23 protein-coding genes are annotated in these 18,646 nt (G+C 38.5%); 15 read left to right on the forward strand and 8 right to left on the reverse strand.

Annotated elements, in window-relative coordinates; genetic code table 11:
• Nucleotides 1-3: 3 nt before the first annotated feature.
• The 10 genes from panC to HF078_RS13590 all read left to right on the forward strand — a co-directional run bounded on the left by panC (nucleotide 4) and on the right by HF078_RS13590 (nucleotide 9,714).
• Nucleotides 4-864, forward strand: coding sequence for a pantoate--beta-alanine ligase (gene panC, locus HF078_RS13545; protein WP_169291624.1), 861 nt, complete (start codon nucleotides 4-6; stop codon nucleotides 862-864).
• 3 nt (nucleotides 865-867) lie between these two features.
• The gene (gene panD, locus HF078_RS13550; protein ID WP_169291625.1) at nucleotides 868-1,251 is read left to right on the forward strand and encodes an aspartate 1-decarboxylase; all 384 of its coding nucleotides are present in this window, start codon (nucleotides 868-870) and stop codon (nucleotides 1,249-1,251) included.
• Between the two features lie 145 nt (nucleotides 1,252-1,396).
• Entirely contained in the window at nucleotides 1,397-3,931 is a 2,535-nt protein-coding gene (locus tag HF078_RS13555) for an exonuclease domain-containing protein (protein ID WP_169291626.1), read from the forward strand.
• A 450-nt stretch (nucleotides 3,932-4,381) separates the two neighbouring features.
• Complete coding sequence (locus tag HF078_RS13560; protein ID WP_169291627.1) at nucleotides 4,382-4,552, forward strand: YpmA family protein; 171 nt, start codon at nucleotides 4,382-4,384, stop codon at nucleotides 4,550-4,552.
• A 12-nt stretch (nucleotides 4,553-4,564) separates the two neighbouring features.
• Complete coding sequence (locus tag HF078_RS13565) at nucleotides 4,565-5,038, forward strand: cell wall elongation regulator TseB-like domain-containing protein (RefSeq protein ID WP_169291628.1); 474 nt, start codon at nucleotides 4,565-4,567, stop codon at nucleotides 5,036-5,038.
• Between the two features lie 21 nt (nucleotides 5,039-5,059).
• Entirely contained in the window at nucleotides 5,060-6,247 is a 1,188-nt protein-coding gene (locus HF078_RS13570; protein ID WP_169291629.1) for a pyridoxal phosphate-dependent aminotransferase, read from the forward strand.
• A gap of 133 nt (nucleotides 6,248-6,380) precedes the next feature.
• A complete protein-coding gene (gene asnS, locus HF078_RS13575) occupies nucleotides 6,381-7,673 on the forward strand; it encodes an asparagine--tRNA ligase (RefSeq protein ID WP_169291630.1) in 1,293 nt (430 codons plus the stop codon).
• A 107-nt stretch (nucleotides 7,674-7,780) separates the two neighbouring features.
• Nucleotides 7,781-8,482 carry a DnaD domain-containing protein gene (locus HF078_RS13580; protein ID WP_169291631.1) on the forward strand — a complete coding sequence of 234 codons (702 nt, stop codon included), beginning with the start codon at nucleotides 7,781-7,783 and terminating at the stop codon, nucleotides 8,480-8,482.
• A 75-nt stretch (nucleotides 8,483-8,557) separates the two neighbouring features.
• A complete protein-coding gene (gene nth, locus HF078_RS13585) occupies nucleotides 8,558-9,211 on the forward strand; it encodes an endonuclease III (protein ID WP_169291632.1) in 654 nt (217 codons plus the stop codon).
• Nucleotides 9,211-9,714 carry a YpoC family protein gene (locus tag HF078_RS13590; protein ID WP_169291633.1) on the forward strand — a complete coding sequence of 168 codons (504 nt, stop codon included), beginning with the start codon at nucleotides 9,211-9,213 and terminating at the stop codon, nucleotides 9,712-9,714. Before nth ends, HF078_RS13590 begins: the two co-directional genes overlap by 1 nt.
• 49 nt (nucleotides 9,715-9,763) lie before the next feature.
• On the opposite strand, the gene HF078_RS13595 is transcribed toward HF078_RS13590, so the two are convergent.
• A complete protein-coding gene (locus tag HF078_RS13595; protein WP_169291634.1) occupies nucleotides 9,764-12,451 on the reverse strand; it encodes a transglycosylase domain-containing protein in 2,688 nt (895 codons plus the stop codon).
• 46 nt (nucleotides 12,452-12,497) lie between these two features.
• Nucleotides 12,498-13,094: a Holliday junction resolvase RecU gene (gene recU / locus HF078_RS13600; RefSeq protein ID WP_169291635.1), complete on the reverse strand. Its 597-nt coding sequence runs from the start codon at nucleotides 13,092-13,094 to the stop codon at nucleotides 12,498-12,500.
• A gap of 94 nt (nucleotides 13,095-13,188) precedes the next feature.
• Here recU and HF078_RS13605 point away from each other — a divergent pair, with 94 nt between their 5' ends.
• Nucleotides 13,189-14,202, forward strand: coding sequence for a DUF2515 family protein (locus tag HF078_RS13605; RefSeq protein WP_169291636.1), 1,014 nt, complete (start codon nucleotides 13,189-13,191; stop codon nucleotides 14,200-14,202).
• Between the two features lie 49 nt (nucleotides 14,203-14,251).
• Here the strand turns inward: HF078_RS13605 and HF078_RS20800 are convergent, their stop codons facing one another.
• The gene (locus HF078_RS20800) at nucleotides 14,252-14,356 is read right to left on the reverse strand and encodes a hypothetical protein (RefSeq protein ID WP_010193728.1); all 105 of its coding nucleotides are present in this window, start codon (nucleotides 14,354-14,356) and stop codon (nucleotides 14,252-14,254) included.
• A 191-nt stretch (nucleotides 14,357-14,547) separates the two neighbouring features.
• Between HF078_RS20800 and HF078_RS13610 the strand changes: the two genes are divergently transcribed.
• Both HF078_RS13610 and HF078_RS13615 read left to right on the forward strand, forming a co-directional pair.
• A complete protein-coding gene (locus tag HF078_RS13610) occupies nucleotides 14,548-14,805 on the forward strand; it encodes a hypothetical protein (protein WP_169291637.1) in 258 nt (85 codons plus the stop codon).
• 36 nt (nucleotides 14,806-14,841) lie between these two features.
• Nucleotides 14,842-15,204, forward strand: coding sequence for a YppE family protein (locus tag HF078_RS13615; protein ID WP_169291638.1), 363 nt, complete (start codon nucleotides 14,842-14,844; stop codon nucleotides 15,202-15,204).
• Between the two features lie 40 nt (nucleotides 15,205-15,244).
• Here the strand turns inward: HF078_RS13615 and HF078_RS13620 are convergent, their stop codons facing one another.
• The gene (locus HF078_RS13620; protein ID WP_169291639.1) at nucleotides 15,245-15,409 is read right to left on the reverse strand and encodes a hypothetical protein; all 165 of its coding nucleotides are present in this window, start codon (nucleotides 15,407-15,409) and stop codon (nucleotides 15,245-15,247) included.
• Nucleotides 15,410-15,515: 106 nt separating this feature from the next.
• A complete protein-coding gene (locus HF078_RS13625) occupies nucleotides 15,516-15,719 on the reverse strand; it encodes a YppF family protein (RefSeq protein ID WP_169291640.1) in 204 nt (67 codons plus the stop codon).
• 203 nt (nucleotides 15,720-15,922) lie between these two features.
• Between HF078_RS13625 and HF078_RS13630 the strand changes: the two genes are divergently transcribed.
• A complete protein-coding gene (locus HF078_RS13630; protein WP_240951752.1) occupies nucleotides 15,923-16,552 on the forward strand; it encodes a YppG family protein in 630 nt (209 codons plus the stop codon).
• A gap of 28 nt (nucleotides 16,553-16,580) precedes the next feature.
• On the opposite strand, the gene HF078_RS13635 is transcribed toward HF078_RS13630, so the two are convergent.
• Together HF078_RS13635 and HF078_RS13640 are read right to left on the reverse strand one after the other, a co-directional pair.
• Entirely contained in the window at nucleotides 16,581-17,081 is a 501-nt protein-coding gene (locus tag HF078_RS13635) for a GNAT family N-acetyltransferase (protein WP_240951757.1), read from the reverse strand.
• A 56-nt stretch (nucleotides 17,082-17,137) separates the two neighbouring features.
• Nucleotides 17,138-17,326, reverse strand: a complete 189-nt coding sequence (locus tag HF078_RS13640) for a hypothetical protein (RefSeq protein ID WP_010193734.1) — start codon at nucleotides 17,324-17,326, stop codon at nucleotides 17,138-17,140.
• Between the two features lie 143 nt (nucleotides 17,327-17,469).
• On the opposite strand from HF078_RS13640, the gene HF078_RS13645 reads away from it, so the two are divergent.
• The gene (locus tag HF078_RS13645; RefSeq protein WP_169291539.1) at nucleotides 17,470-17,622 is read left to right on the forward strand and encodes a hypothetical protein; all 153 of its coding nucleotides are present in this window, start codon (nucleotides 17,470-17,472) and stop codon (nucleotides 17,620-17,622) included.
• Nucleotides 17,623-18,078: 456 nt separating this feature from the next.
• Here the strand turns inward: HF078_RS13645 and HF078_RS13650 are convergent, their stop codons facing one another.
• Nucleotides 18,079-18,543, reverse strand: coding sequence for an Hsp20/alpha crystallin family protein (locus HF078_RS13650; protein ID WP_169291642.1), 465 nt, complete (start codon nucleotides 18,541-18,543; stop codon nucleotides 18,079-18,081).
• Between the last annotated feature and the right edge of the window lie 103 nt (nucleotides 18,544-18,646).

Consider the following 18,646-nt stretch of genomic DNA (forward strand, 5'->3'; position numbering starts at 1 on the left):
AAGGTGAAAATCATTAAACAAATAACCGACATGCAACATGTCATAAAAATAGAAAAGCAGCAAGGTAAAAAAATAGGTTTTGTTCCTACGATGGGCTTTCTACATGAAGGACATCAAACATTACTAAAGGAAGCCCGAGAAAACAATGATATTGTCGTGTTAAGTATTTTTGTTAATCCTTTGCAGTTCGGACCAAATGAGGATTTAGAAGCTTACCCACGTGACTTTGAGCGTGACGAAGAAATTGCAAAATTACGTGGAGTGGACTATCTTTTTTACCCTTCAGTAGAGGAAATGTACAAAGAGAATCGAACAACCATCATAAGAGTGGAACAACGAGTGGATGTTCTTTGTGGAAAACATCGTTCTGGACATTTTGACGGAGTAGCAACAGTTGTCATGAAACTTTTTCAGATTGTGACACCAGATACAGCATACTTTGGTATGAAAGATGCACAGCAAGTTGCAGTGATTGACGGTTTGATAAATGACTACCATCTGCCAATAGAATTGGTAAGAGTGGGGACAGTCAGGGAAGAAGATGGTCTTGCGAAAAGCTCGCGCAATGTGTATTTGAGTGAAGAGGAAAGAAGCAAAGCTCCATCCCTGTATAAAGCACTAACACTCGGTAAGGCGAAATTGAAATATGGAATGGATGTCCACTCCGTAAAAGAAGAAGTGGAGGAATATATTCTCCTACAAACAGGACACAAAGCGGAATATGTGGAGATCTACGCGTACCCGACCCTTCAAGAACTAAAGAAGGTAAAGGAAGAGGAGAGTATCATCATTGCTATTGCAGTGAAGTTTTCAAAGGCAAGGCTAATTGACAACATTGTTTTTTCATATTCTAAGGGGGAATAAAAATTGTTTCGTACACTAATGAATGCAAAAATACATCGTGCTAGAGTAACTGAATCTAATCTAAATTATGTAGGGAGTATTACAATTGACGAGGATATCCTCGATGCAGTTGGTATGGCTGCAAACGAAAAAGTACAAATTGTGAACAATAATAATGGTGCACGCTTTGAAACATATATCATCCCTGGTAAAAGAGGCGGGAAAGACTTTTGCCTAAACGGTGCAGCAGCAAGACTCGTCCAAGAAGGCGACATCATCATCGTCATATCTTATGCTATGATGGCTGAGGAAAAAGTAAAAAACCATCAACCAAAAGTCGCGGTCATGAACGAATACAACGAAATAATCGAAATGTTAGGTACAGAACCAGCCGCAACAGTTATGTAAATAAAATCAACTGTTATTTGGATATCCCCCTCAAAACAGGGGGTTTTTCTATTTAAACATGGGAAAAATAAAAATACATATTTTTTTCAGATGATGTCTATGGTACCTTTTATATATGTTGAACAGATGTAATGAGGTGGATTGAATGAAACAGCGATTTGTCGTTCTTGACTTGGAAACGACAGGGAATACTCCCAAGAAAAATGACAAAATAATACAAGTTGGCGCTGTTTTAATAGAAGATGGTGAAATAGTCGAGCGATTTGCAAGCTTTGTGAACCCTCAATGTACCATCCCGCCTTTTATTGAACAACTAACCAATATCAATCAGGATATGGTCGAGAGGGCTCCAACATTTGCACAAATAGCTCCAATGCTGTGTGAAATGCTAAAAGGGTCAGCCTTAGTGGCACACAATGTACCTTTTGATCTTTCTTTCTTGCAACATGAGTTGAAAACTAGCGGACATCCTACATTTTCAGGAAATACATTTGATACAGTTGAATTGGCCAGGATTTTACTGCCTACACAAAAAAGCTATAAACTAACGGACTTATCTATTTTTTATGAGTTAAATCATGACAATCCACATAGAGCAGATAGTGACGCAGAAGCAACGGCCATTATTTTTCTAAAGTTGATGGATAAGATACAAAGTCTACCCTCCGTTACGATCAATCAGTTACATACATATTTACATACAATGAAAAGTGATATTCACCTATTATTTCAACAAAAGGGTGTGTCATTTTCTCCTAACCATGTTCTATATGATGAAAAGCTTGCTGTTAGAAAAACTTCTCTACAACCTACCGAAGATCTTGCAAAAGTGAAAAGTGCGATGCTAACTAAAGTTAAGGGCTTGCTAAATCCCATTGATAAAGAATTGACTTCTCTTCTCGATGCTCGGCAACATGGTTTATTGGAAATTACAGCCTCTCACAACATGCATACGTTAGGTGCTCTGGCTTTTGCCCTGGAAAATAATAAGAAAGTGGTAATGAGTTCTGCCACGAAAGAAACGAAGCAAGAGCTTGAGAAACAAGTGTTAGCACTTAATAACCATGCGGCATTTCTCTTATCAGAAATAAAAGGAAAGTATTATTATCTTAGCTTGTCGAGGTTAGTGACAGTGCTAGGAGAAGCAGATGATAACTATGATGCTGTTTTAACAAAGGCGCAGATTCTAGTTTGGTTAACAGAAACAGAAACAGGAGATATGGAAGAACTCTCTCTTTCGTCTGGGGGAAGGTTGCTCTGGGATTCCATCAATTGTTCTTACGGAGATTCAACTGATGACTCACAAGATGACCTTTGTTTTTATTCAAGAGCAAAGAATAGAGTACAAAGTGCCTCCATTATTTTTACTAATCACATGTTTTTAGCAAAGGAAATTTGGAAGCCTGAAGCATTTAGGCAAATGGATCATTTTCTTGTTGAAGATGCCAGTCTTTTTCAGCAAAGTGTAAGCAGGTTCCTAGGGAAAGAAATCAGCTATCTGGATCTATATTTTGCTTTATCAAGGCTAAAGGAATCCATTGTCGTCCAACAGGCAAAAGAAGAGTTGGACGAGGCTTTTCGGTTGATTCGAAGTTACTGCCTTTTGAGAACAAAAAAGGGGCAATCAAGAGTAATATACAGATATGATGTGTTGAAGGAAAAATCACCAGGGTGGTATGCTGTTCTAGAAGCTGCCCAAAGACTGTATATGAAGTTGACTGAAGTCCTTTTGTCATTGGAAAAAGAGGCTGATTCAACACCTTTGAAGCAAATGAGGGATACCTTTCACGCCCTGTTATTCAGTGGGGAGAAGCATGGATTAACATGGTTTGATGTACACACAAAAGGGGCAAAGAATTCGGTTGCCATTTATGAGCAACCTCTTGATGTTTCTCATACTCTTGCTGAAAAGTTTTATCAGCAAAAAAGTAGTATACTTTTTATTTCACCAGCATTAAGTGTGGACAAGAATTTTGATTATATGCTTGAGGAGTTAGGACTGACAGACTTCTATCCTAAGACCATAACTGTTGAAAACGCAGGAACTAATTATCCAGATGTATTTATTCCCACAGATATGCCAGCAATTACAAGAGGGAAAAATGATGCATTCAACGAGATTGCTGCCATGCAACTATTAGAGCTTTTGGAAGATAGAGGTGGAAGAATTCTTGTTACCTTTTCCTCCCTTGAGATGTTGACTGCTGTTTATCAGGCGATCAAATCCCTGCCAAATGCAGGTGAATCCGTAGTAGTCAGCCAAAGTAGCATGTCAGGTGGAAAGCAAAAAATACTAAAAGCTGCAGCCAACTTTGAAAAGGCTATCCTGTTGGTAACAAACGGATTCCTAGAAGAAGTTAACTTACAAGGTGAAAAAATAGACACACTCGTTGTCATGAGACTTCCATTCAAGTCAATGGACGAACCTGTGATGGCAGCTAAAATTGCCACTATTGAAGGACAAGGCCGCAATTCGTTTACAGATGTATCATTACCAATAGCAGTATTAAGATTCAAAACAATGATAGGTCGCTTTTTAGAAGCAGAAGGTCCAAAAGAGATATTCATCTTTGATAAGCGAGTGGTGGAAAAAAGATACGGTAACACTTTCCTACAAGCCATCCCTAACGCAATTGTCAAAAAAGACTCCTTCTTTGCAATTTTGAATAATATAAACTAGTCTAAAGCAGTTGATTGGAGCAAATGGCGAAGACTAGGGAGATAGCGCTAGGTGAGACCCCGCAGGCGTAGCCGAGGAGGCTCACGTCAGCCCCTAGGAAAGCGAAGCCATTAGCGGAAATCAACAGCGGTGTTTAAAAAAATACTTAAATCAATGATTTTTTCAGTGGCCTCGGCAAACCCTAGGAGGCTAAAGCTCGCCCCGTGGAAAGCGAAGCCTTATTGCGGCTTATATAAAAAGGGGTGAATCTTCCATTTTAGAAAGATTCACCCATCAAGTTGGTGTGGGATAGGAGCAAATTTTATACTTTCACGTACATCAATGTACTAAACTGAATAGAAACTGTTATAATGTGTTTGAACACTATAGGTGATTCAGTACTTATATTCTAACCGACAATACAGGTCAGTATAAGTAACAAAAATTGTTTAAACGCAGGAGGATTTTGGGATGGAAAGTAAAATTGAGGTCTTGTCAACTGTAACAATAGAGAATTCATCCGATTTATATAAAATCGTGGATACATTAAACAGAACATTAAAAAGAGAAAACCTTATGTTCGGCTTGGCTTTAGACCAGGAAAATAAAGAAAAAGCTGTATTTACAATATATCGTACATAAAGAAGTGATGAAATGAAGAAATGGATTATTTTTAGCATTATCATGATTGCCATCATCATTTTGTGGCAATTTATCTCTATATACCAAACAGCGATGTCACCAGTAAAAGACCAGATTGAAAAAGGGGTGGCAGTTGCCCAAAAAGGGGCAGAGCTACAAACAGTGGAAGATGTAGCGGCATACAATGGAACAAACTCCTATGTAATTGTTCATGGAATGGATAGTGAAAAGGAAGAGCTTGTAGTGTGGGTCAAAGAAAGCAAGGAAATTGTCCATACCATGAAAATGAAGGACGGAATTCCAAGGGAAGATGTTTTGAACTATCTGCAAACGGACAGGGAGCCAAAAGAGATTATTTCCATCTCTCTTGCAATGGAAAAAAACACCCCATTATGGGAAATTAAATATAAAGACATCAATGATCAATATAATCTGTACTATATTAAATTCGAAAATGGCGAATATTTTCAACGAATAATCTTTTAATGGTAGCGGGAGGAAGTAAAAATGAAATTAGCCAAAAGGGTATCAACATTAACACCATCCACAACATTAGAAATCACCGCAAAGGCGAAAGAATTGAAAGACGCTGGCCATGATGTTATTGGTTTAGGTGCAGGAGAGCCTGACTTCAATACACCAGCACATATAATGGATGCTGCAAAAGAGGCGATGGATAAAGGATTTACTAAGTATACGCCATCTGGCGGACTTCCTGCCTTGAAAAAAGAGATCATCAATAAGCTTGAACGTGATCAGGAATTAACATATAAACCATCAGAAGTGATTGTTTGTATCGGTGCTAAGCATGCGCTTTATACTCTTTTCCAAGTTATCCTTGATGAAGGGGACGAAGTGATCATTCCAACTCCTTATTGGGTTAGCTATCCAGAACAAGTAAAGCTTGCTGAAGGTGTGCCTGTTTATGTAGAAGGGAAAGAAGAAAATCAATTTAAAATTACTGCTGAGCAACTGAAAGCCACAATTACGCCTAAAACCAAAGCAGTAGTATTGAACTCTCCAAGCAACCCGACTGGAATGGTTTATACCAAGGAAGAGCTGGAAGCACTAGGGAAAGTATGTCTAGAACATGATATTCTTATTGTATCAGATGAGATTTATGAAAAACTTCTCTATGCTGGAAACCAACACGTATCCATTGCTCAACTTTCACCAGAATTGAAAGAGCAAACAGTCATCATTAACGGGGTATCCAAATCCCACTCTATGACAGGATGGAGAATCGGATACGCAGTAGGAAACCAGACCATTATTAGTGCGATGACGAACCTCGCAAGCCATAGTACATCAAATCCTACATCCATTTCACAATATGCCACGATTGCTGCATACCAAGGACCGCAGGATGATGTAGAAGTCATGCGACAAGCCTTTGAGGAGAGACTAAACATTATTTTTGAAAAACTAAATCAGATTCCTGGTTTCCATTGCCTTAAGCCACAAGGGGCATTTTATCTTTTCCCTAAAGCCATAGAAGCTGCAAAAATGGCAGGTTTTAGTGATGTAGATAGTTTTGTAAAAGCATTGCTGGAGGAAGAAAAGGTGGCACTTGTCCCTGGTTCAGGATTTGGAGCGGATGATTATGTTCGTCTTTCTTATGCAACAAGTCTGGACTTATTGGAAAGTGCTGTAGAACGAATTGCAAACTATATGGCAAAAGTGGCGGCTAAGTAAAATTACTTAGCCTTCACCTTTTATAGAAGTTATGGAAAATTGTTTGCTTACAATATTACAGGCTTGTATAATAGAAGGTATGTACATAAAAGTGTAAATACATTGCAAGAACATTGCTGGAGGGAATAAAGTAGTGAAAACGACAATATCTGAAGTACATAAACATGTTGGAGAAGAAGTAACCATTGGTGCTTGGATTGCCAACAAAAGATCTAGCGGGAAAATTGCATTCCTACAATTACGTGACGGTTCCGGGTTCATCCAAGGAGTAGTAGTAAAAGCGGAAGTAGAGGAGTCTGTATTCCAAGCAGCAAAATCTGTTACTCAAGAAACGTCAGTATATGTAAAAGGTATCGTGCGTGAAGACGAAAGATCACCTTTTGGATACGAACTTGGAGTTACAGGAGTGGAAGTAATCCATGAAGCTGTTGATTACCCAATCACTCCAAAAAACCACGGAACAGAATTCTTAATGGATAACCGCCATTTATGGTTGCGTTCCAAAAAACAACATGCCATCATGAAGATTAGAAATGAAGTAATTCGTGCGACTTATGAATTCTTTAACGAAAATGGGTTCTCTAAAGTAGATCCTCCAATCTTAACAGGTAGTGCTCCTGAAGGAACATCTGAACTGTTTGCAACGAAATATTTTGACGAAGACGCATATCTTTCTCAAAGTGGACAACTTTACATGGAAGCAGCAGCGATGGCGCTTGGTAAAGTATTCTCTTTTGGCCCGACATTCCGTGCGGAAAAGTCTAAAACTAGACGTCATTTAATTGAGTTCTGGATGATTGAGCCTGAGATGGCGTTCTATGAGTTCGAAGACAACCTTGTCGTGCAAGAACAATATGTATCTTTCATCGTTCAATCGGTTGTGAAAAACTGCAAATTGGAATTGGGCATTCTGGATAGAGATGTATCAAAACTTGAAAAAATCCAAGCTCCATTCCCAAGAATTTCTTACGATGATGCCATTAAATTCTTAAATGAAAAAGGCTTTGATGATATCCAGTGGGGCGATGATTTCGGTGCACCTCATGAGACAGCCATTGCTGAAAGCTATGATATGCCTATTTTCATTACTCATTACCCTACAGGAATCAAGCCATTCTACATGCAGCCGCATCCTGAACGTGACGATGTAGTACTATGTGCAGACTTAATTGCACCAGAAGGTTACGGAGAAATCATCGGTGGATCTGAACGTATTCATGATTTTGACCTTTTAAAACAACGCTTAGAAGAGCATAACTTGGAGTCTGATGCATACAAGTGGTACTTAGAGCTTCGCCAATACGGCTCCGTGCCTCATTCTGGCTTTGGTCTTGGACTTGAACGTACGGTAGCATGGATCAGCGGAACAGAACACGTTCGTGAAGCAATTCCATTCCCAAGATTACTAAACCGTTTATATCCATAATAATAACAATGGTCACCCGCTTTTAAGACGGGTGACTGTTTTTTTGAAATATATTACCTATGAAGTATCAGTAGATATTTGTTATACTTATCGGAGAGGTGTCTCAGATGAAAAAAGAACAATTTATTCAATTCATGGAAGAGGGCAACCTGTCCGTTCCTAAATATTTGTTAAACAATTACGTAAATCTTGGGTTAAATGAAAAAGAGTTTATCCTTCTTCTACATGTACATTCTTTCGTGGAAAATGGAATTATTTTTCCAACCCCTATGGAAATCGCAGATAAGATGACAATTGACCCTTCAGAATGTATGGAAATCTTGCGTCATCTACTTCAAAAAGGGTATGTATCCATTAGTGATGAAATGGATGAATACTCCATCAAATATGAACGCTATTCTCTCCAACCTCTTTGGGAAAAAATGATTACCTATATGATGGACCAAAACAAGCAAGCCACACAACACTCGAATCAACAACAAGAAATTAATCTTTATACAGTGTTTGAGCAGGAATTCGGAAGACCATTATCGCCGTTTGAGTGTGAGTCTTTGAATATGTGGATGGACCAAGATCACCATGACCCAACTATTATTAAAGCTGCATTAAGAGAGGCTGTTATCTCAGGGAAGTTGAATTTTCGTTATATCGATAGAATCCTTTTTGAATGGAAAAAGAATGGGATAAAGACAATCAATCAAGCAAATGAATATGGTAAAAAATTTCGTAAAAATCAACAAAAGATAACTTCCGTTCCACCCAATAAATCAAGCAATTCAACTGTTCCATTTTATAACTGGCTTGATTAAAAAAAGGGGACACGTAATGAGGAATTGCGTGTTCCCTTTTTTATCAATTATCGAGAGAAAGGCAGGACCTATGGAATGTTAAACCTTAAACAAATAAAGGAAGTAGTAGATGTGATGGGAGAGATGTTTCCTGATGCACATTGCGAACTCAATCATAAAAACCCCTTCGAATTAGTAATTGCAGTCGCGTTGTCAGCTCAGTGTACAGATGCTCTTGTTAATAAAGTAACGAAGAACCTATTTGAAAAATACCAAAAGCCTGAGGATTACCTTGCCGTTACACTGGAAGAATTGCAACAAGATATTCGCTCTATTGGTCTTTATCGAAATAAAGCAAAAAATATTAGAAGTTTATGCCAACTTCTACTTGAAGAGTACAATGGTGAAGTTCCAAAAGACAGGGATGAACTCGTTAAACTTCCGGGTGTTGGTAGAAAAACAGCAAATGTAGTAGTTTCTGTTGCTTTTGGTGTCCCAGCTATCGCAGTGGACACACATGTAGAACGAGTTAGTAAGCGTTTAGGCATCTGTAAGTGGAAAGACAGCGTCTTAGAAGTAGAAAAGACGTTGATGAGAAAAATTCCAAAGGAAAAATGGTCTGACACGCATCACCGCCTTATTTTCTTTGGGAGATACCATTGTAAAGCACAGAATCCTCAATGTGAAAGCTGTCCTTTACTTGAAATGTGCAGAGAAGGTAAGAAGAGAATGAAGAAGAAGGTGGGCTAATGAAGATACCAGAAAGCTTTCTTCATCCCCATTTTTACTCGAATCAAGACTCCATTTCCATAAAAACTTTTGATTCCAAAGATATCATAGAAGTCCCATTTAAGTTTGATATAGCATATTACCTGGGAGTAGCGCCAGATCAATTGCCTTGGGAGATGCCAAGTGATTCAATACCGCATATTCTCACTAGTTGGAAAGAGAAAGAAATTCTTTTAAACTCTCTTCACGAAGTAAGGAATCGAAAGGAAGCAAGGGAACAAATCCTGCTGCCAATTGCTTGGTTTCTGCAATTGCTATTTTGGATGAATGCGCAACCAGTACGAGGTTTGTTTGATTGGAAAAAAGAAGTGGAAAGGTTGAAATGGAAGCCGATAAACGTGGATGAGAGGTTGGAATTTGTCATTAAAAAACCTGAAATGTATCATTCATTTATTCAACTTCAACAGCTATACACCGAATGCGCCAAGCTGTTTTATAAAATGAAGGCGTTAGAGAAGAAGTAAATCTAGACAATACATAAAAAGGGCTACCCTCGTAGGTAGCCCTTTTTGCTTAATCGTTGTCTTCTTCTGAATTATTTCGTTGCCCATTTCTGTTTGTGTTGCTCTGTGTATTAGCATCATCAGACTCTTCCCCGTCGCCAGGAGGCTCTTCACCATCACCAGGAGGTTCTTCACCATCACCAGGAGGTTCTTCGCCGTCGCCAGGAGGCTCTTCGCCATCGCCAGGAGGACCTTCGCCGTTACCAGGAGGCTCTTCGCCATCGCCAGGAGGCTCTTCCCCTTCACCAGGCGGGTTTGGAATCTCAGGAATGATACTTTCATCCTCTTCAACCAATTCAGGAATTGTTATAGTCTGCGTTGCTGCATCACTTCTATTTTCATTGTTTTCATCCTGTACTGCTATAATTTCAAAGGTGAAGGTAGCACCCGGATCTGGTGATTCCACAACCAATCCTAGATCTTTCGTTTCAGTGAGAGGTTGAGGGGAACCTTCATTAACAGCTACGTTTATTGTAAATGTCACACCTTCTAATCGTTCCTCAGGGTATTTCCAATTCAAATTGATAACATTTGCTTCTTCGTCATACTTTGCAGTGAAACCAGACGGAGTAGGTAGCTTATCATATTCTTTAGATACCTCTGTTGGTTCTGTTCCCTTCACAAAATATTCATTTGTAATTTGGTCAGATGGCGTGAACTGACTTGCTTTTAATGGTGGATTTGAACCTTTCTCTATTGCAACACGGACAACACTGTTTGGAACAGGGAAATCTGCTTTATCTTCGTTTGTCGTAGAGATGTTCTCCATTAATTGTTTGAAGATAATCCGTGATAGATACTGATCTTGGTTTACGCCGTTAATTGGTCGCAGATAATTATCTGTTCCGGTTCTTCTAAATCCAGTCCAAACTGCGGCCGTATATGTTGGGGTATACCCAGCAAACCAAGTGCTTGGAACACCGCCTTCAGGTATCCCATATTCTGCAATTGTATCATCAGAGAAGTTTGTAGTTCCTGACTTTCCTGCAATATTCAATCCAGGAACATTTGCAGCGGTTGCTAATCCGTTTCTTACGGATGTTTTAAGCATATCAGTAATCATGAAAGCTGTGGAATCTTTCATCACTACTTCAGATTCTTTATTTAGGTTGACGCTAGTGCCATCCTGGAAGACGACTTTTGTCACGGCGAACGGTTCGGTATATACACCGCCACTTCCAAATGAACTGTATGCTCCAGCCATTTGAAGAGGGGAAATACCGTTAGTAAATCCACCAATTGCATATGCTTCATTTATTTCTTCTTCAAGAGGTATGCCTAACTTAACTGCAAAATCCCTTGCTCTGTCCAAACCGACTTCTTGAAGAGCTTTTAATGCCGGGATGTTACGAGAGTCGGCTATATGTTGTCTCATGCTAAGGAAACCTTTATGCTTGTTGTCCCAGTTATTAATCTCGGTTCCGGAAGAATAACTATAAGGTTCATCATTAATTTGATGATAGGTGGACCAATCCAAGTACTCAATTGCAGGAGCATAATCAAGAATTGGCTTAATCGCTGACGCTGGTTGCACCCTTATATCTGTAGCATAATTGGTCCCAGTCTTCATATGGTTTCTACCACCGCCAATGGCGCGAATCTCCCCACTTTGCGTATCAATTAAGGCAATACCTGCTTGGTAGTCTTCATTTTCTAAATGCGGGATGCCACTCTCATCTGATAAAATGTATTCCACTTGTTCTTGTGCATTTACATCAAGTGTGGTGTAAATCTCCAGCCCATCTGCTTGAGGGTCTACATCGCCTAATTGATCAGAGATTTCCTCTATTACACGATCAATGAACGCGTTGTATTTATTCGAGTAATTCGTTTTCTCTACATCGTCTGCTAGTGTCGAGTCTACTGGAATTGCTCTTGCTTCATCGGCTTCTTCCTCTGTAATTTTTCCATGCTTCACCATTAGCGTCAGTACAATATTACGGCGCTGTTCAGCATTTTCAGGATTTGTAACAGGGTTATAATTGTTAGGACTTTGTGGGAGACCAGCAAGCATTGCTGCTTCATGCAATTCTAACTCGTCTAGAGATTTTCCATAGTAATTCTTTGCAGCATTGGAAATTCCATAAGCATAATTGGAAAAATAAATACGATTTAAGTACATTTCCAAAATTTCATCTTTGGTAAAACGGGATTCCAGTTGATAAGCCAAGTAGAATTCTTGTGCTTTTCTCTTTAAGGTTTTATCAGTAGATAAAAATGATAATTTTACTAGCTGTTGAGTAATGGTACTCCCACCTTCAGCACCGAAGCCTCTTGTAACGTTTGCGAGTACTGCTCCAGCCAAACGTCTGTAATCTACACCATTATGTTCATAAAATCGAACATCCTCTGTAGCCAAGAAGGCATCTTTTACAAGGTCAGGAATTTCGTCAGAATCTACATATTCCCGAGCTTCGTGCCCGCCTATTTCAGCTGCCAGCTCACCGTCCATCCCATAAACTTTGGACGGTACAGGGACCTTAAGTAGCGTTTCGTCCAACGGTGGTGTGCTTTGGACATAGTAAGCGAATGTTCCAATACCAGTTATTAATCCTACAATTCCTATAATAAGTGCGGATAAAAATATTTTCTTGAAAAGCCCTTTTTTGGGTCCTTTCTTTTGGGTGCCGGATTTGGCACTTCGTTCTTCTTCCATAGCTTTACGTCTTTGTTCTCTTGATTGATACTTTTCAGTCATGTTTCAGACCTGCCTTTCTTCACACATACAGTAATTCCGGAGCTATTTAATAATACATGTCTATTATTTTGATGTAATCGATTCTTGGCTGATAACCTTGAGGAATCAAGTAGCCGTCCCGTTCGATTTCTTGTTTTGTAATAGACTTTCTTTCACCGGATTCTTTCCTTTCCCAATAATGAAATAACTTTTCGGCCGGAAGCAGATATACTTCATTAAAAAGACGGAACATTAATATGACGAAACAGATTCCATTTTGTTTCACGACTTGTCTCATATGTTGAATTTGATGTTCATGAAAGTTTTGGAGAGGGAAGGAAGTTTTGTTTTTCGTTTCCTTTGCCTCAAAATCAACATACCTTCCTTTGTACACTCCGTTAAAATCTGTTGTTGAGGCTTGTTTGAAGTATGCTTCTTTGATTACGGCAGCACTTCTTTTTGGATAGTGCACATCAACTATCTGAATTGGTGTCGGTTTTTTATGGACAACAGCAATTCCTTGGTGGAGATAATACATGTTGGAATTATGGAGATCATCCTCTAAACTCATTCCTCTGTTGCCATACAATGTTGGACCAGTCTTTTTGGAAGGTGAACTGCTATTTGCCTGAAATACTTTACCATTTGGGTATCGTATAGTCATAAATTTCCCCCTCTAGACTAAAACTAATCTTATATTAGAAAAAAACGTCATCTTTTTGTAAACTTTGTCACTTTTTGTTTGAAAGGAGGAGGATATGTACGTGAAAAATAGTACTCTCTATTCGGTAATAAAAGAAAGAAGATCGACATACAAGTACTCCTTTCAAGAAAATAATTTTATCACTACTATTCAAAAAAATACAGCGAAATACAATGCTGACAATATTTCTAGGACAAAAGCCTATATTGATTATTATTATAGAAACAAAGAAATTCGATGGGCCTTTTTGGCTAGCATGGTCTCACGAAATGCTGGCTGGAATATGACGGACTTGGAGGGAAAATGGTTCAAGCTTGCTTTAGACTGGCGAAAGAGATATCCAATTTTTTTGACTTACGAATTAGCTAATTGGATGATCTTCCATGATGCCTACCCCCAATTATTACTATATGAGTTGTCCAAGAAATATAACAAACCATTATTTCATTTATTAAAAGAGTTCCATGTTTCTTGTTTTATGGAAGTGGAGTGGCAGTATTTTTGGGAGAAAAGGGATATAGGAAGGTTAATGACTTCCCTTATTATTAATGAACAAAATCTTATTCAAGAACCTGTACTTCAAAACAAAAAGTTGAAAAGAAAGGTCTTTGGAACAAGTGTATATGCCTTTCAAGATCTTGGTCATTTTAGTTGTGTCATTTTTCCAACACTTACAGGAAAATTGTATGGATATTCTGTGCATGGATTTCAAAAGCTCCATAATAGAATTGATTTAGGAAAGAGATTGGCAGATCTTTTGTTTGACCGGGCTTTTTTTGATTCATTTTTGAATTTTTCTCAGGAAACAGAACCTACAGGATCACGATATGACTATGAGCAATATTTGCATAACGGACTTTTTCGAGAAACTCCTGTTCTTAGAGCAGTTTATCCTGTTGTTCCTCATCAGCCATTCCTACAAGGCGACTGGGTTTTTAGACAGGCAAAGCACCTTTCTAAATGGAAGGAAAGGGTTAGCGGGGAGAGAAAGGAGATAGAGATAACAAAGTGGTTTATTCATAAACAACATCAATTGCATAGCTTAATTGCTATAAAAAAGTGGCTATAACATATAAAAACAGCTCCGGAGCAGGAGCTGTTTTTTGAGTTGAAAGAAATCAGGTGGAAGGTCGGTTTGGCCCTTTTAACTTTTTATCTTCTTGGCCAGGTGCACTTTCAACTTGGTTTTTACGTTGTTGTTGATTTTTCTTTTGTTTAGACATAGATAAATCCTCCTTTAATATTTTTTTACCGTCTTATTTTTTACAAATAGGCAATCAATCATGCGAAAAATGGAAGGTGTTTTTGCAAATAAACACTTTCTTTGACGAATTGCTTCTAGTTTTGTCACACAGGAAGGGAGTAAAAGATGAACAGAGAACATATAAACTAACAAAGTATGGAGGGGATTTATATGTCCAATGTAGTTGTTTCAAGAAATGAGATTGCGGACTTGTTCAATGAAATGATGCTTCAAATGGATGTATTGGAGGAGACAATGTCAAATTCACTTAAAATAGAGCGAGAAGAGATGGAAGAAGTCATGAAACATCAAATTAGACAGTTGCATGTCACACTAGATGAAGTGGAAAAAGTGATGGGGGAGCAACGGCTGTTAAAAATGCACTCTCCAAAAACAATCGACCTTAGGCAGAGTGCTTACTCTGTTTAAGAAGATATGGTAATGTATTGCTAGAGGTGAAGTGAGATGTCTGGCAGTGAAAATAGCGTAAGGGAATTAACGAAACAAATTTTGATTGAATTGGACAGGATAGAAGCAAACTTTATTGAAGTGAAAGCTAGTAAACAGGAACCTGATTTTTTTCAAACAGTGAAGCCGTATGCTGACGAAGTGTTTGCGACAGTCGAACAATGGGAGAATATTGTTAAGAACTGGATTAAATCAGATAACCCAAAATATATACACGTCCAACAAATAGATAGTACGGTCGAAAATATCAATATGGTAGCTGTGCAATGCTTTTATCCGGATACCCGTGAAAAACGTTTCAAAGGAATGTTACAGTCTATTCGCTATGTATTGAATGATACAATATCTAAAAATATGTAATAGAACAAGCCTGATCAGTAGCAGATCAGGCTCGTTCATTTTATCGATCTTTTTCAGCTTTGTTCGTTACGGGGCGTTCCTCTGCAGTAGCCACAGGCTCGATTGCGTATTCCACTTTTTCGAACACCTTTCTTTCAGCCGGCTTGGCCCCAATAGTAGGTTCGTGTCCTTTTTTCTTATGGTTAAAGTTTTTTCCACGACTCATCTAAATCCCTCCTTTTTATCCTACTTAGCTTTCCACATTGCACTTCTCATTACGCAATGAAGGTAAAAAAAAGAGACCCATAAAGGTCTCCTAACTATAATGCTTATCATGTTACTTCTAAAATGTCTTCAAACGTATTTGGTGGAACAGCACCTTTTGACTCTAGCTCCTGAATTAAATTTCGAAACTGACCAATTGTTATTTCCCCTCTAAGGTACAGCTGTCTGGCAAAATCCATTAATTCATTATGCTCCATCGGTTCATAGGTCTTACAACTTATAAATTTATGACGCAACTCTTCAAGTACCAATCCAATCCCCCCTTTGAAGTTAATTCCATCATAGCATGCAAAATAAATTTTTCTTGTTTTTGAAAAAATGAAACTTCCGACAAATTGGGACAAAAATGGAGTATTGTGGCAAGACTTATTGCGATTATATTGTAAATGGGAATAGGCACCTTTCCCGTTTTTTTTCATACGTTATTTATAGCTAGAAAAGAGGAGGGATTCGAATGTTTAGGAGAATGTACGCGAGGCCTAGACATTTATCACATAATAGGAATATGAATATGTTAAGTCAGCTTCCTTTCTTAAATAATTTACTGCCTTATTCCGGCGGAGGATCCATGCAAGGGATGTTTCCTCAGCAGGTCATGAACGGAGGCTGGATGAACCAACAGGGGATGTCTCCTGACTATATGAATGCGATACCATTTTCAGGGAATGGTACACAAAATTCGGCGTTTCCTTTTAACATGATGAATAATATGAGTCAGAATGCTTTCCCACAAACTATGCCATTGGGCGGCAATATGGGGCAAAATGGCTTTGTCCAAAGTATGCCGTTTAATCCAATGGGTCAGAACGGATATCCTCAAGGATTTCCACAACAACAGGGTGGGGGACCTAGCGGTAATTTTATGCCAAATCAAATGAGTATGCCATTTATGAATCCATATCCTACCCAGGGACAATCAACTAAGCCTCAAACATCACAGGTCAACTCCTTTATGAATCAGTTTAAAGGGCAAGACGGAAATGTGGATATGAAGAAAATGATGGACACTGCTGGACAAATGATGAATACAGTCAATCAACTTAATAATATGTTCAAAGGTCTTGCATCAACATTTAAAGCATAATATAAGATGCCTTCCAATAGAGGGCATCTTAATTTGATATATGTAAAGCCATGTGTTCTTCATCTATATAAAAGCCGTCTACATATAGAGCACCATTCTCATATCCAAAAGTATTAAATCCATAGCTCTCATACAATTTTTTGGCAGAGTTATTGGTCGCAGCCACCGTTAATTGAATTTGCTGTACACCTGGTATGTCTTTCGCTTTAATAAGTGTATCTTTTAGCATTTGCTTGCTATAGCCTTGTCCTCTATAATTCTCTGCGATATATACGCCCCAAATAAATCCTTTATGTTTGAACTTTATTTTGTCTTCTCGTTTAAAACCAATCATACCAACAAGAATTTCTTTATCAAATAAACCATAAATAAAGGATTCTTTATTTTCTGGAATACGATCCTTGATGTCATCTAAAGATCTACTTTGTTCTTCCTCATAGCTGGAAGCGAAGGAAGCGGGTTCTTTTAATAAGGATTCTAAACGCAATCGTCTATATTGTTCTGCGTCATTTTTTTTCAATACACGCATTTTCACTCTCATCACCCCTGAATTGTAAAAAAAGGAGAGAAGGTTCTCTCCTGCTATTACTTATGATAATCGCCTTTTGGGTCTTGTTCAAAGAAGTAGTTGTCCAACTTTTCTTCTTCCTGATGATTAAGGGAGGAGCTATAATATGGATTTTCTTCTTTTTGTTCTTTATCAAGGTTGGTTTTTATTACAAGTGATGGCGAAGTGGATGGGCTTGCATACACTTTTTTATACTGTTTGCTCATCTTGTACACCTCCTATTGGTTATCTTGTGTACTGGTGGTGGATTTATGTAGTGTTGTAATTGGACTTTTATTTCCATTCATAAAATTTTTGATTCCATCCATGCTATAGAGGTAGGTCGAAAATTTTTATTTTGGGAGGCTTAATGATGACGAATAGAAATGATAATCGAGAACGTAAGAATAAATATCCTAATAATCAGCATCAGCAAGAGGTTTCTAAGGAATTGGCAAGCATTCAGATGGATTCTACTCCTGAAGAGAATGCAAAGTACGGATCAAAATCGCATAAAAACTAAATTAAAAGCAGTCACTTTTATGGGTGACTGCTTTTGTTGTTATTGAGAATATCAAAATTGTATTTAACCGTTGATTGCCGTTCCAGTTGCTTCGCTTTCCATGGGCGGTCCGGAAGCCTCCTCACTCCGTTGGGGTCTTCCCTGTCCCTTCTTCCCATAGGAGTCTGCGCAACTTCCACGGCAATCAACAAGAGTTTTATTACCAAAGAGTAGGTATTCTAACCGATTAAAGTGAAAAGGGCAAACAGTTTATTACTCGTAATCTCTAGCTGTGGATTGGAACTAATGGCGGAGACTCCTACGGGGGAGTAGCGGCATTGTTGAGACCCCGCAGCGAAGCGAGGAGGCTCAAGGTCGCCCCGTGGAAAGCGAAGCCACTAGCGGAAAGGAACAGCGACTACTACCTAAAAACAAAGTTGTAATAGGACAGGGGTTTCTTTTGTTTTTTAATATTTTTCAATCATCTATTTTAATTTGTTTGATGTTTTTCTTTGGTATGCGGATTTGGAGTAGACCGTCTCGGTAGCTAGCTTGAAGGGCATGTAATTTTACATATGGTGGGACAGGTATGGTCCGTTTTTGGTGCTTCATCGTGTAGCTGTTGCTTACAAAAGATGTGGACTCATCAATTGTTTCGAGCTGTTCTTCATTTTTAACTCCGATGGTTAAGTATCGATCAAAGGTCTCTATTGTAATTTGTTCTTTTTTAACTCCAGGGAGTTTACAAATAACAAGAAACTCTCCTGTTGTTTCTCGTGTTTCCACTGGCAATGAAGCTTCTGTAAACGCATGGCCAAAGAAATTATCCATTTGCTGAAGCATCCCTTTTATTGGGGAGTTGCTGAAAAATGTATCAATAGAATTCATGATATTGTTTTGAGGGACTTTCTTGTTTGGAAGCTTACCTTGTTCATCTTTCATGGTAGGACTCCTTTCGTGCTCTTTATCATTACTATATAGATTTGGGCTTAGTCGGGTTCCTGTATTTGGTGGTTCTTTTATTGCAGATTTTGCAACGGATAAA

The organism is Bacillus sp. RO2 (genome assembly GCF_012911845.1).
GTDB lineage: Bacteria > Bacillota > Bacilli > Bacillales > Bacillaceae_I > Sutcliffiella_A.